Origin of the sequence: Weissella cibaria, assembly GCF_004521965.1 — a bacterium.
In the GTDB taxonomy this organism is placed as follows: domain Bacteria; phylum Bacillota; class Bacilli; order Lactobacillales; family Lactobacillaceae; genus Weissella; species Weissella cibaria_A.
Genome location: NZ_SDGK01000010.1, coordinates 43,862 through 57,261 on the forward strand (window position 1 = coordinate 43,862; position 13,400 = coordinate 57,261).

10 protein-coding genes are annotated in these 13,400 nt (G+C 44.6%); 9 read left to right on the forward strand and 1 reads right to left on the reverse strand.

The features are described from left to right. Nucleotides 1-5: 5 nt before the first annotated feature. The 8 genes from radA (at nt 6) to EST42_RS01570 (ending at nt 10,539) form a co-directional block, all read left to right on the forward strand. The gene (radA, locus tag EST42_RS01535; RefSeq protein ID WP_134643918.1) at nt 6-1,379 is read left to right on the forward strand and encodes a DNA repair protein RadA; all 1,374 of its coding nucleotides are present in this window, start codon (nt 6-8) and stop codon (nt 1,377-1,379) included. Between the two features lie 15 nt (nt 1,380-1,394). Further along, nucleotides 1,395-2,498: a PIN/TRAM domain-containing protein gene (locus EST42_RS01540; protein WP_099088468.1), complete on the forward strand. Its 1,104-nt coding sequence runs from the start codon at nt 1,395-1,397 to the stop codon at nt 2,496-2,498. A 78-nt stretch (nt 2,499-2,576) separates the two neighbouring features. Next, complete coding sequence (gene gltX / locus EST42_RS01545) at nt 2,577-4,073, forward strand: glutamate--tRNA ligase (RefSeq protein WP_134643919.1); 1,497 nt, start codon at nt 2,577-2,579, stop codon at nt 4,071-4,073. 869 nt (nt 4,074-4,942) lie between these two features. Continuing rightward, on the forward strand, nt 4,943-7,309 hold the full coding sequence (secA, locus tag EST42_RS01550) for a preprotein translocase subunit SecA (RefSeq protein ID WP_134643920.1): 2,367 nt from the start codon (nt 4,943-4,945) through the stop codon (nt 7,307-7,309). Between the two features lie 65 nt (nt 7,310-7,374). Continuing rightward, nucleotides 7,375-8,490, forward strand: coding sequence for a peptide chain release factor 2 (prfB, locus tag EST42_RS01555; protein ID WP_029237461.1), 1,116 nt, complete (start codon nt 7,375-7,377; stop codon nt 8,488-8,490). A gap of 268 nt (nt 8,491-8,758) precedes the next feature. Next, nucleotides 8,759-9,358, forward strand: coding sequence for a Crp/Fnr family transcriptional regulator (locus tag EST42_RS01560; protein WP_134643921.1), 600 nt, complete (start codon nt 8,759-8,761; stop codon nt 9,356-9,358). A gap of 244 nt (nt 9,359-9,602) precedes the next feature. Further along, the gene (locus EST42_RS01565) at nt 9,603-9,812 is read left to right on the forward strand and encodes a hypothetical protein (RefSeq protein ID WP_134643922.1); all 210 of its coding nucleotides are present in this window, start codon (nt 9,603-9,605) and stop codon (nt 9,810-9,812) included. A 235-nt stretch (nt 9,813-10,047) separates the two neighbouring features. Beyond that, nucleotides 10,048-10,539 (forward strand): hypothetical protein, encoded by a 492-nt coding sequence (locus EST42_RS01570; protein WP_134643923.1) that lies wholly within the window; start codon nt 10,048-10,050, stop codon nt 10,537-10,539. Between the two features lie 920 nt (nt 10,540-11,459). On the opposite strand, the gene femX is transcribed toward EST42_RS01570, so the two are convergent. After that, nucleotides 11,460-12,476 (reverse strand): UDP-N-acetylmuramoylpentapeptide-lysine N(6)-alanyltransferase, encoded by a 1,017-nt coding sequence (femX, locus tag EST42_RS01575; RefSeq protein ID WP_134643924.1) that lies wholly within the window; start codon nt 12,474-12,476, stop codon nt 11,460-11,462. Nucleotides 12,477-12,606: 130 nt separating this feature from the next. On the opposite strand from femX, the gene EST42_RS01580 reads away from it, so the two are divergent. Continuing rightward, on the forward strand, nt 12,607-13,377 hold the full coding sequence (locus EST42_RS01580; protein WP_134643925.1) for a TrmH family RNA methyltransferase: 771 nt from the start codon (nt 12,607-12,609) through the stop codon (nt 13,375-13,377). The last annotated feature ends 23 nt before the right edge of the window (nt 13,378-13,400 follow it).

Consider the following 13,400-nt stretch of genomic DNA (forward strand, 5'->3'; position numbering starts at 1 on the left):
GAGAAATGGCAAGAACAAAAACCCAGTTTGTATGTTCTAACTGTGGGTATGTTTCACAACGTTACATGGGACGTTGCTCTAACTGTGGTGCCTGGGGAACGTTCGTTGAAGAAGTTATTCAACCAGAAAAGGCGGATCGAAAGTCACGGGTTAACCTGGCTGGACAAAATGCGAAGGTTGAGCGACTAGGCCAAGTTAGCATTGAGGAAACGCCACGTGTTGATACACAAATTGATGAATTTAACCGGGTGCTCGGTGGCGGAATCGTACCTGGGTCAATGGTTTTGATTGGTGGTGACCCAGGGATTGGAAAGTCAACGTTGCTACTGCAAGTATCAAGTCAGCTGGCCAATTCAGGCGGAACGATTTTGTACGTCGCTGGAGAAGAAAGTGCTTCACAGATTAAGCTACGAGCAGAACGTTTGGGAGTTCGCGGTGATGCGGATTTCTTCTTGTATCCAGAAACGGATATGAGCCAAATTCGCAAGGCTATCGATGAAACAAAGCCAGATTACGTCATTATCGACTCAATTCAAACCATGCAACAACCAGATGTTTCATCGGCCGTTGGATCAGTTGCACAAATTCGTGAAACAACTGCTGAATTGCTCCAAATCGCGAAGACAAATGGCATTACCATTTTTATCGTTGGTCACGTGACCAAAGATGGTACCATCGCCGGACCAAAGATTTTGGAACACATGGTGGATACGGTACTCTATTTTGAGGGTGATAACCAGCGAAGTTTCCGGTTGTTGCGAGCTGTTAAGAATCGATTTGGTTCCACAAATGAGTTAGGAGTCTTTGAAATGAACGAGGGTGGTTTGGCAGAAGTGACGAACCCATCTGGTCTATTCTTGGAAGACCGTCTCTCGGACGCAAGTGGTTCGGCAGTGGTCATTGCGATGGAAGGCTCTCGACCAATTTTGGTTGAAGTCCAGGCATTGGTGACGCCAACCGTCTTTGGTAATGCCCAACGCACTGCAGCCGGTATCGATCGCAATCGTATTTCATTGTTGATGGCCGTCCTAGAAAAGCGCGCAAACTTGTTGTTACAGAACCAGGATGCTTATGTGCGTGCAGCGGGTGGTGTGAAGTTGGACGAACCAGCTATCGATTTGGCTGTTGCGGTTGCAATTGCTTCGAGTTACCGGGATAAGGGGACACGAGCAACTGACGCATTCGTTGGCGAAATTGGTTTGACTGGTGAAATCCGGCGGGTGCCAAATGTGGTTGATCGCATTATTGAAGCGAAAAAACTTGGTTTCAAACGAGTATTTGTGCCACAGCACTCAATTGATACAATGAAGGATATACCAGGGATCCAAATTATCGGTGTGGCCACTTTAGCAGATGCTTTACGGTTGGCATTAGATTAATTTAAAGGGGAAACTATGCGTAGGCGAATAATTCAGGTAGCTTTCTTGGTTGCTGGAGGTGCGCTCGCGATAACAGTATTGCCAATCATTTGGCGCATTTTGGGTGAACATAATCAGATTTGGTTAAATAACCCAATTGTGAACTTCATTATTGGTGGCATATTGTTTTATATCTTGAGCATACCTTTATGGCGACCAATCGATCAGGGGATTAAGCGAATTGAAACGTATTTGAACCAGCAATCACCGCTCTTGTTGTTGATTGGTTCATTATCAACTTTGATTGGCTTGGTGATTGCGGTGGTTGTTACCGTACCGTTGCAGCGGGCGAATAATTTCTTTTTAAGTGCAGTTATTCCAGTTATCGTCATGGTGCTGTTGGGGTATTTGGGCTTCCGTTTGGGGACAACGCGGATTGATGAGTGGCGAAATTTAATTCCCAATTTAAATAACGTTACGAAGCGGGTACGGCCACGTCGTTCGGCTAATCAAAGCGATGTGCTGACGGATGAAGAAACAAATTATCACCACTATAAAATTTTAGACACGAACATCTTGATTGATGGTCGAATTGCAGATTTAGTGAAGACTGGCTTTATCGAAGGGACACTCTTGGTGCCAAATTTTGTATTGTATGAGTTGCAATACATTGCGGATGCAGGTGAGTCAATCAAGCGTGTCCGCGGTCGGCGCGGTCTTGATATTTTGAATGAGTTGCGTGAAACAGATGCTATCCCACTTGAAATGTGGGAGGGCGACTATGAAGAAATTAAAGAAGTGGACGAAAAACTAATTCAATTAGCCAAGGACGTTAACGGCATTTTGGTAACGAATGATTACAACTTGAATAAGGTGACAAAGTTCCAAAACGTTGAGGTTCTGAACATTAATGAATTAGCTGGCGCTTTGCGTCCACGGGTCGCGGTTGGTGATCGTTTCAAGGTAACCTTGGTTAAGAACGGTACTGAGCGCAAGCAAGCGGTTGGTTATCTAGATGACGGTACGATGGTCGTGGCTGAAGAAGGGCGTGACCATCTGCAAGAGACTGTGACAGTTGAAGTGACGTCGGCATTGCAAACAGATGCTGGCCGTATGATTTTTGGTGTGGTTGTCGATTAAGGACTTAACATTGAAAGTCGTTAAAAACCGCGGTATATTAGTAAACGGTATTATAAACAGAAAAAGGAGTAGACTAGCATGGCTGAGACTACTGAAAAGAAGATTCGTGTACGTTACGCCCCATCTCCAACTGGGCACCTACACATTGGAAACGCTCGTACGGCATTGTTTAACTGGTTGTTCGCGCGTCACTACAAGGGTGAATTTGTGATCCGTATTGAAGACACTGACCAAGCGCGTAACATCGCTGATGGTGAGAAGTCACAATTGGACAACTTGGCATGGTTGGGCTTGGACTGGGATGAATCTCCAGCCAACCCAGGTGAGTACGGTCCATACCGTCAATCAGAGCGTATGGATATTTACAAGCCATTGATTCAAGAGTTGTTGGACCGCGGTTTGGCGTACAAGTCATACAAGACGTCTGAAGAATTGGGAGCTGAGCGTGAGGCACAAATTGCTGCAAAGCAAGCACCACACTACCTTTATGAATATGCTGGCATGTCAGATGACGAAATTGCAGCTGCACAAGCTGAAGCTGAAGCAAAGGGCTTGCAACCAGTTGTTCGTTTCCGCGTTCCAGAAGACAAGCCATATGCTTGGGATGATATTGTAAAAGGTCATGTTGAAATCAACTCAAACACTATCGGTGGTGACTGGGTTATTCAAAAGGCTGATGGTATGCCAACGTACAACTTTGCCGTTGTTGTGGACGACCACATGATGGAAATCTCTCACGTATTGCGCGGGGATGACCACGTCTCAAACACGCCAAAGCAATTGATGATCTACGAAGCCTTTGGTTGGGAAGCACCAATCTTTGGTCACATGACGTTGATTATTAACGCTGAGACTGGTAAGAAGTTGTCAAAGCGTGACGAGTCAATCTTGCAATTCATCGAGCAATATCGTGAATTGGGTTACTTGCCAGAAGCAATGCTGAACTTCATTGTTTTGTTGGGATGGTCACCAGTGGGCGAAAAGGAAATCTTCAACAAGAACCAATTGGTTAAGATGTTTGATGAAGCCCGCTTGTCAAAGTCACCAGCTAAGTTTGACAATAAGAAGCTTGAATGGGTTAACAACCAATGGATTAAGACGGCTGACCAAAACATGGTCTTTGACAAGTTAATGCAACAACTTGTTAAGTCAGAATTGGTTAACCCAGCTGAATTAACGGCTGAAAAGATGCAGTGGTTACGTTCAGTGATGAATGTGTACATGGATGGTGTTTCATACACGTCACAAATTGTGCCATTGGTAAAGCCGGTCTTCTTTGAGATGCCAGCTGCTGATGCCATTACGGACTCAGCAAAGGAATGGATGGCCGCTGAAAACGTGCCAGCAATGTTGAACTTGTTCATCGAAAAGATTGAAACAATGCCATTGTTCACAGCAGCTGCTATTTTGACTGCAATCCGCGAAATTCAAAACGAAATGGACGTTAAGGCCCGTGCCCTATGGAACCCATTGCGTATTGCGACGACGCGTGAGGAACAAGGTCCAAACCTTGGTGAATTGCTAGAATTGCTAGGACGTGAGCAAACAATCGCGAACATCCGCGAATTCTTGTAAAAATTAACAACTAATTAGCTCAGTACCAATTTGGTGCTGGGCTTTTTTGTCGGTATTCAGGGTCGACGCGTGGCGTCGAGGCATGGGACTGGGGAATTTCTCTGACAAAGATGACCCATGGGACACGCCCAACCGCGAGCACTATCCGTGGCTCCCATGCCGGTCGCATGTCTTGGGGTTTTGGCGCATAGACGGGCAGCGGTCGGGTCGGGCTTCTTTGTCCCGTGGGTGATCGCACTGAAATCCCTCAGTCCCATGCCAGCAGCCGCGATGTTCTAGTTTAGATAGTCATATACAGAAAAAACGGGTGAACAGTGCGACCTTTTGTACGGTGGTGAATGAGAATTAAACAATCCGCGAAATACTTATATTAAATTATCTGGATAGCGCCGACCATGCGGTATGTTGACGGCATTTCAACCCAAGGCTGGTATGGCAAATGAGATATTCTGAATTGAGTAAGTTAGCCGTATTATCATCGGCCAAATGTGTGAACAGTTCGTCCATTTCTGTTTTGATGGATGGTAATCAAATGATTAGAGTAACTCTCGGCTGATGGCACGTAGGTGAGTGATTGGCGTAGCGATGACAGTAGGGAACTTACAAGCTCGGCCAACCGCCGGTTAGATAAGGCGATAGGAACCAGCCCCTTAGCACAATTATTTGGGTGCTAGCCGGTGATCGCGCTGGCGGAGTTTCCCAGCTGTCATCTTTGCTGAAGCCAATCTCCCACCCACGTGCTTCGTCGCAACACGGCGACCAATGTGATTCAAAAAGAACGCACACAATCAGCGCCTAGAGTGTGTTAAAATAATTATTAGCACCATTGGCTGTATTAGCCGATGAAGACCAAGAGGGAATAGGTAAATATGGCTAATCCATTACGTAAAATAATTGAAAGTGATAAGGGAACAATGCGTCGCTTGAACCGTACTGCGGATCAAGTTGAGACGTTTGCCGATGAAATGGCAGCCTTGTCGGATGAAGAACTACAATCAAAGACGCCGTACTTCCGTGAGCTATTGCAAAACGGTAAGACTTTGGACGATATTTTGCCGGAAGCCTTTGCGGTTGTCCGCGAAGGTGCACGCCGTGTATTGGGTTTGTACCCATTCCGTGTGCAAATCATGGGTTCTGCCGTTTTGCACGGTGGAAACATTGCCGAAATGCGTACCGGTGAAGGTAAGACTTTGACGGCCACGATGGCGGTTTATTTGAATGCGTTGCCACAAGAAGGTGTTCACGTTGTCACGGTTAACGAGTACTTGTCTGCTCGTGACGGTGAGGAAATGGGTGAATTGTACAAGTGGCTTGGTTTGACGGTTGGTATCAATGGGTCAGAAATGTCACCTGATGAGAAGCGTGCCGCTTACAACGCTGATATTACATATACGACTAACTCAGAAATTGGGTTTGATTACTTGCGTGACAACATGGTTGCCCGCAAGGAAGACCGTGTACAACGTTCATTGAACTTTGCGTTGGTCGATGAAACTGACTCAATCTTGATTGACGAAGCGCGTACACCGTTGATTATCTCTGGTGCACCTGCCCAAGAGAGCACGCAATTGTACATTCGATCAGATCGCTTTGTTAAGTCCTTGACGAAGGAAGAAGACTTTACGGTCGACGAAGAATCAAAGACGGTTTTGCTACAAGATGAAGGTATTAAGAAGGCTGAGCGTTACTTTAACTTGGACAACTTGTACGATTCTGGTAACACGGCCTTGACTCACCACATTGATCAATCATTGCGTGCCAACTACACGATGTTCAACAACAAGGACTACGTTGTCCGTGATGGTGAAGTTGTCCTGGTCGATGCGTTCTCTGGTCGTATTCAAGAGGGACGTCGTTTCTCTGATGGTTTGCACCAAGCTTTGGAAGCCAAGGAACAAGTGCAAATTCAAGAAGATAACCGTGCAATGGCATCAATTACGTATCAAAACTTGTTCCGTCGTTATAAGAAGTTGTCAGGTATGACGGGTACGGCCAAGACTGAAGCAGAAGAGTTCCGTGAGATTTACAACATGGAAATTGTTGAAATTCCAACGAACCGACCTGTGCAACGTATCGACGAGCCAGACTTGTTGTACCCTAACTTGCGTTCTAAGTTTATCGCGGTTGTTGGCTTGGTTAAGGAATTGCACGAGAAGGGTCAACCAATCTTGATTGGTACAGTTGCGGTTGAGACGTCAGAATTATTGTCTCAATTGCTTGACCGTGAAGGCATCCCCCACAACGTTTTGAATGCGAAGAACCACGCCAAAGAAGCTGAAATTGTTGCCAACGCTGGTCAACGTGGTGCCGTGACGATTGCCACCAACATGGCCGGTCGTGGAACTGACATCAAGCTTGGACCTGGGGTGTCGGATTTGGGCGGACTTGCCGTCATCGGAACTGAACGTCACGAATCGCGTCGTATTGATAATCAATTACGTGGACGTGCCGGTCGTCAAGGAGACAAGGGATACTCACAATTCTTCTTGTCATTGGAAGACGATTTGATGATTCGTTTCGGTGGTGAGCGCATTAAGACGCTGATGGAACGTATGAACCTTGCTGAAGAAGACGCGGTGATTAAGAACCGTTTGATTACACGGTCGGTTGAATCAGCGCAAAAGCGAGTTGAAGGTAATAACTACGACTCACGTAAGAACGTCTTGCAGTATGATGATGTTATGTCACAACAACGTAACACGTTCTATGACAACCGTAACCAAGTTATCGATGAAGAAGAATCATTGCGCAATGTTATCTTGCCAATGGTTGAGCGAACGATTAACCGTGTTGTTGAACGTCACGCCTTGGGTAAAGAAGACGAATGGGACTTGCAGTCAATTGTAGATTTTGCTGGGGCAGTGATTGTACCTGACGACTCAATTGACGTCTCTGATTTGCAGGGCAAGTCACAAGACGACATTAAGTCATACTTGTACAACCGTGCGAAGGAAGTCTACGATCAAAAGCGTGATGCTTTGGTTGACGATGAGCAATTATTGCAATTCACACGTGTTGTTATCTTGCGTGTCGTGGATGCCCAATGGACGGACCACATGGATGCCATGAACCAATTGCGTGATGCCATTCAATTGCGTGGTTACGGTCAATTGAACCCATTGATTGAATATCAAAACGAAGGATTCCGCATGTTTGAAGAGATGATTGCTGGGATTGAATATGACGCCACGCGTTTGTTCATGAAGTCAGAAATTCGTCAAAACTTGCGTGCCTGAACACAAATTTAACGGGGAAAGTCGGGTAGCTGGCTTTCCTTTTTCATATCAAAGAGGAGAAGATAATGGAGCTTTCAGAAGCACGCCGTTCATTAGCTGAAATGGGCGAAGAAATTACGCGATTTGGTGAGTCATTGGATTTGGATGCTTTGAATGACGAAATCGCCGCAAACGAAGACGACATGGCACAACCCGATTTTTGGAATGATAATGTTGCCGCTCAAAAAGTGATTGACGCGAATAATATTTTGAAGGGGCGCCGAGATGATTATTTGAATCTGACGGCAGGCGTAGAAAATGTTGAAACAGCTCTTGAACTGTTAGCCGAGATGCCGGATGAAGATATGCAAGCCGAAATGGAAGCTGATCTTGAAAAGTTAGCCGCTGACTTGGAATCTTACCGATTAGCTCAACTGCTTAATGAACCTTATGACAAGAACAATGCGATTCTTGAAATCCACCCCGGTTCAGGTGGAACGGAGTCTGCTGACTGGGGTGCAAACCTGCAACGAATGTACACCCGTTGGGCAGAACGCCATGGTTTCAAGGTTGAAATCATGGATTATCACCCCGGCGATGTGGCCGGAATTGATTCGGCGACCTTGATGATTACCGGGCACAATGCGTACGGCTACCTGCGCTCAGAACGTGGGGTGCACCGATTTGTTCGTATCTCACCGTTTGATTCAGCTGGTCGCCGCCACACGTCTTTTGTTTCAATCGATGTGATGCCAGAATTGGATGACTCAGTGGATGTCGATATTAATCCAGCTGACGTTAAGATGGACGTTTATCGTGCATCTGGAGCAGGTGGACAGCATATTAACAAGACGTCATCAGCTGTTCGTTTGACACACATCCCAACTGGAATTGTCGTTGCCTCACAGCAACAACGTTCACAATTCCAGAACAAGGATACGGCCTATGCCATGCTGCGTGCAAAGCTTTACCAACTTGAGATGGATAAGAAGGAAAAGGAACGTGCATCAATTGCTGGCGAGCAACTGGAAAACGGTTGGGGGTCTCAAATTCGGTCATATGTCTTCCAACCATACCGGATGGTAAAGGATCATCGAACTAATTATGAGTCTGGTAATCCACAAGGCGTAATGGATGGTGATCTAGATCCGTTCATTAATGCTTACCTACGTTGGAAGCTTGCTGAGCAAAACCCTGACTAAAAGTAGCAAAATACTTTTTTCACAATGAACAATTTTTCGGAATGTTTGTAAGAAAGTGTTAAATAATATATTTCTGTACATTAATTCACAGTTCTTAAGTAGCGACAAAGGCCTATATAAAGGTGCTTGTCGCTTTTTGTTTCATGAACGAAACATCAGGTGTGAAGAACGTGTGAATACTCTATTGCTAAATTAATGTAAGTACATTATAGTTGTATATGTTAATTGATTCACATATTTTATTTAGGATTATTTAGGAGATATTATTATGATTTCATGGTTGCGTAACAACAAGGTTGCGATGTGGATTTTGACGGTTATCCGTATTTACTTGGGATTCCAATGGGCGCTTGATGGTTTCTCAAAGTTGACGGAAGGCTTCACAGCAATCGGTTTTATTCGTAAGGCAATTGTTAGCCCAGTTGCTGATGCCCACGCCTCAGCTGGCTTTGCTAAGGAAACGGTTAAGAACATGGCTTTGATTGGTCAAAAGGTATCATTGGAAAACATTCACTATGCTTCAAGTGATCAATCATACGCATGGTACACGAGTTTCTTGAAGGCTGTTACGAACAACGGAACGAACACGCACTTCTTTGACTTCGTTGTTGCTTGGGGTGAGTTGCTTGTCGGTTTGGGACTGATTTTTGGAACGTTGACTTTGGCAGCAGCCTTCTTCGGTTTGATCATGAACTTCTCATACGTTTTGGCTGGTACAGTTTCAACCAACCCAACGTTTATCTTGATTGAATTCTTCATCTTGATGGGTGGTTATAACTCAGCACGTATCGGTTTGGACCACTGGGTAACACCATTCTTGCGTTCAAAGTTGCCATTCTTGAACAATGACATTGAGATTAGCAAGTAAGAATTACTGATAAAAATAAGCGACTAGAATTTCGGTTCTAGTCGCTTTTTGGTTTGCTTATGCACAAAAAGTAAAAATAAGATTAATTAACTCAGTTTTAGGACAAAATGAGTACAGCATTGAATTTTTAGTAAACTATCGATAAGTAATGAAGTTAATGTAGGTTTTATGATGAAGCTGGCTGAGGTGATAATTGGTGATTGTTGTCATCCTAAAGGCTAACTAGCTTTTGAGTAAATTAGGAGTGGGTAAAACGATTCAACGAGACGGAACTAGGAAGAAGCTGTATAAAGCGAGTAAGTTATGGGTTGTGCCAACATTGTTTGCTGTTGCGCTTAGTGGTGTGACTGTCGCGCAACCGGCTTCAGTTGCAACAAGGCGGCAGACAGCAACGAAAAAAGCGATTGCAACTGCGACCTCGGCAGCGAAAATTGCAAAATATATGAGTTTGTAGTCAGCAGCGACGAATGGCCAGACGACGCAGATTGTCAGTCAAGCTACGAGTGCCACAACAGTTGCAACGTTAGCTAGTGCTATGGGGACTAAATAAGTGGCTGACATATCCAATCGCCAAAAAGTACTCAAGTTATTTGTGAACAAAGAAGGGATTTACAAGTCTGTCGCGACATCCGCTGTTAAGGCGGCTAAGTCTACTGCTGCGACAATTGCCTTACGGAAAACGCAATCGTATGCGACCTGTAGGAAACAGGGCGGTATCAAATGCTAATCAGCAATTAAGTGCAGCAAAATCAAATAAAGCCATGGTAAGTTACGTCGCAAGTGAAGTGCGAGATGATGGACGAAGTACGAATAGCGCGGTCGCGGCTATTCGAAATAACTTGAAGGTCATCTCATTGGCGATAAGTTACTTGTCAGCGAGTCGTGCTAATTTTAGCTATACAACACATTCTGCTGTACCACAAGAAAATAATGGTATGGTGATGGGGTCATTAGCCTTGAATACGACATTAGACTCATATACCAATCGTGACATGGCAACGAAGTATAGTGGGTATAACTTATTGACGCCGGCTGATATTGCAAAGAATTTAAATTCACAGTACATGAGTATTTGTTCTGAAGTGTTGTCAGCAACGTCATCCGCCACAGTCCGCAATCCAGCAGAATTACCAACGAGTTTGTCTGTTCCAGCCTTTGGCAAAACTTCGGCGGTAATTTAGGCGATCAAAGTGACACTAAGTTATTGGGTTACTTACGCATCAAACCGATTGACGGTGATCGATCCGTTGATATCTCGAGAGGGTTAGCGACAGCGCAAAATCAAGAGTTTACGAATTATGCTGTTCAATTGATAAATGGCTATCGCAAGACTGTAGGCTTAGATAACTTGAAGACATCTGATTTTGTGTTGAAGGGGGACTTTATCCGATATTGCAAATCGTGATCAACAAGGTTATGGTGTGCAACAACATAAAAGCTTTAATGATATGTTAGCTGCAATGTGCAAAGCCAATGGGTTAAGCAATACGGATAGCATGTTGGCTGATAGGTTTGTTGACTAAGAGTCAACGCAGATTACAACAAGTTATTATCAATGGCAAACGCTTGCCTCGGGAAGTCGGAACTCGCCAGAAGATTGGTCGTCGGTCTTTACGATGACGGGGTTATAGGTCTCGATTTATAACGGCATTTATGGCGCGTTATTTGATGATGGTGGCTCTGCACGGGAACATCGTACGACTTTGTTGCAGCCTGGCATTCGGACAAATGAGCTTAATGCATCTGGTGCAACAAAGCATTACGATTGAATATGGCATTGGCCATTCTAAAAATGCATTCAGCGTATGTTGCAAACTAAATAGCTTTTTGATTATTAGGTAAGAATGCAATATATAAAATAGGCAGCCTACATAGCGGCTGCCTATTTTGCGTTATTTTTTGTCAGGTGTAATAGCGGTAACGACAAAATTGATAATTATTTCCAAAGTAATTCCTAATAAATCCATTAACATGACAATGCCCCCAAAAAAATCTTTGGAGGAAAGCATATCACGTTGCAATAGTCAGTTATATAAACATCTTTTAACGACAAAATAAATAAGTGCTATTAAGATAGTAGCACTTATTTATTAGCTATCATTTATTTGCGAACGAGTTCATCGTACGTGGCGTCATCAAGCACAACGTCGATTTCACCGATGTATTCGCGGGGGTCATCCTTAACGAAGGTGCGCTTGAAGACGAACAAACCATCTTCAGGGGAAGCTTCACCGATACCCCCCATATCATATAACGAGACGTTGTTATCTATAGCCCATTGGATCATTTCGGTCTGAACCGCATAAGGGGCGTAGTAGATGTTGCCATCCATTGAACCAGCATACATGTACCAGATCTTGTCACCGAACTTGAATCCAATACCAGTTGAAAGCAATTCGCCTTCGCGCTCAGCAATGTAGATACGCATAATATCGTCACCAGAGAACGCTGCCTGCATCCGTTCAAAGTATTCCTTAGGACGGTGAGAAATACCGTGACGGTCGGCCATATCGCTGTACGTCTCAAAGAATGCGTCGAGAGCGGCTTGATTGTTAGCATAACGTACTGTCACGCCATCGCGGAATGGGCGCTTTAGTTTTGATTTCGTCTTTGAAGGGTATAAGTCAAGGGTTTCCCTCGCATCTGGCTTAGCCGTCAAATCGAGGACCATGTTCAACCGGGGTTGGATAGTTGCGTGCATACCTTCATCAGCTACATTACGGTTACGCGTTTCATACCCGCGTGCGTGCAAATCAGCGTCCAATTTTTCTGAAAAGGCAATTTCAGGGTCAATACGCAATAGGTAGGCATCGTCGTCTGCCAAAGCTGCCTTAGCTTCTACAATTAGTTGATCAAACAAATCTAAGTCAGTCATATCCATGACAGGCCCCTTAGAAGCGTAAGCGAACTTTTTACCACTTGGCGTGTTAGTTAACAACATTGAAAGGGCAGCGACAATATCGCCAGCCTCGTTTTCTACATACGCGTATCGAGGCTCCCAATTATTCTTGACTTGGGCCCAACCAAGGTCTTGTGTCACCTGACCGAACTTTGAACTGCGGACAAAATCGTTGTAACGTGCGATCGCAGTTTCATCACTCATATCCAAAACTGGCATGATATCCTTCTTTCTCTTTGCTTTAAATTCGTCAATTAATTATTGTAGCTTGCTTAGTGCAACTAAGCTACAAAATACCTTAAAAATTATAACATAGGCAAGTTACTTAAATTCAGCGTATAATAGAACTATGGAAACTATTACATCAGTACAAAACAGCCGTGTTAAGTCATGGCAAAAGTTGCAAACGAAGAAGGGTCGCCAAGCAAGTAAGACATACTTGTTGGACGGCTGGCACTTGGTCCAAGAGGCCATTCAACACGAGGGTAAGTTGCATGCAATTATGGCAACGCCCGAACAATTAGCAGAGCACCAAGAGGCGTTACCACTTGGCGTGCCTGTTTTTGAAATTACGACGGACATCGCTAAGAAGTTGTCTGATTTGGTAACACCACAAGGTGTTTTTGCGGAAGTATCTTTGCCAACAGCAACCCGTGAGCCACGTTTTATTCACGATGGTGCATGGTTGTTCTTGGATGCGATTCAAGATCCTGGTAACATCGGTACGATGGTTCGTACAGCTGATGCGGCAGGTTTCGCCGGGGTCGTCTTTGGAAATGGTTCTGTTGATCCATATTCACCAAAGGCATTACGTGCGATGCAAGGTTCACAATTCCACATGACACTCACAACCGGCGACTTGCAGGATTGGACCGCAGCCTTTACTCAAAATGATATCAATGTGTATGGGACACAATTGGATCCAGAAGCTGCTGACTTGTTTACCATTCCTGCACAGTCACAATTTGCGCTAATCATGGGTAATGAAGGCCAAGGAATGGCCGCTGATTTGGCTAAGATGACGACTAAGAATTTGTACATTCCATTGACAGGAGATGCAGAATCATTGAACGTCGCTGTCGCAGCTGGAATTGCAATGTTTGCCTTGAAGGTGCGCTAAGTTAAAAGTTAAAACGATTATTC

Excerpts from the sequence above, each read along its gene's own strand:
- radA (WP_134643918.1), top strand. The coding sequence starts at position 6 with ATGGCAAGAACAAAAACCCAGTTTGTATGTTCTAACTGTGGGTATGTT.
- EST42_RS01540 (WP_099088468.1), top strand. The coding sequence starts at position 1,395 with ATGCGTAGGCGAATAATTCAGGTAGCTTTCTTGGTTGCTGGAGGTGCG.
- gltX (WP_134643919.1), top strand. The coding sequence starts at position 2,577 with ATGGCTGAGACTACTGAAAAGAAGATTCGTGTACGTTACGCCCCATCT.
- secA (WP_134643920.1), top strand. The coding sequence starts at position 4,943 with ATGGCTAATCCATTACGTAAAATAATTGAAAGTGATAAGGGAACAATG.
- prfB (WP_029237461.1), top strand. The coding sequence starts at position 7,375 with ATGGAGCTTTCAGAAGCACGCCGTTCATTAGCTGAAATGGGCGAAGAA.
- EST42_RS01560 (WP_134643921.1), top strand. The coding sequence starts at position 8,759 with ATGATTTCATGGTTGCGTAACAACAAGGTTGCGATGTGGATTTTGACG.
- EST42_RS01570 (WP_134643923.1), top strand. The coding sequence starts at position 10,048 with ATGCGACCTGTAGGAAACAGGGCGGTATCAAATGCTAATCAGCAATTA.
- femX (WP_134643924.1), bottom strand. The coding sequence starts at position 12,476 with ATGCCAGTTTTGGATATGAGTGATGAAACTGCGATCGCACGTTACAAC.
- EST42_RS01580 (WP_134643925.1), top strand. The coding sequence starts at position 12,607 with ATGGAAACTATTACATCAGTACAAAACAGCCGTGTTAAGTCATGGCAA.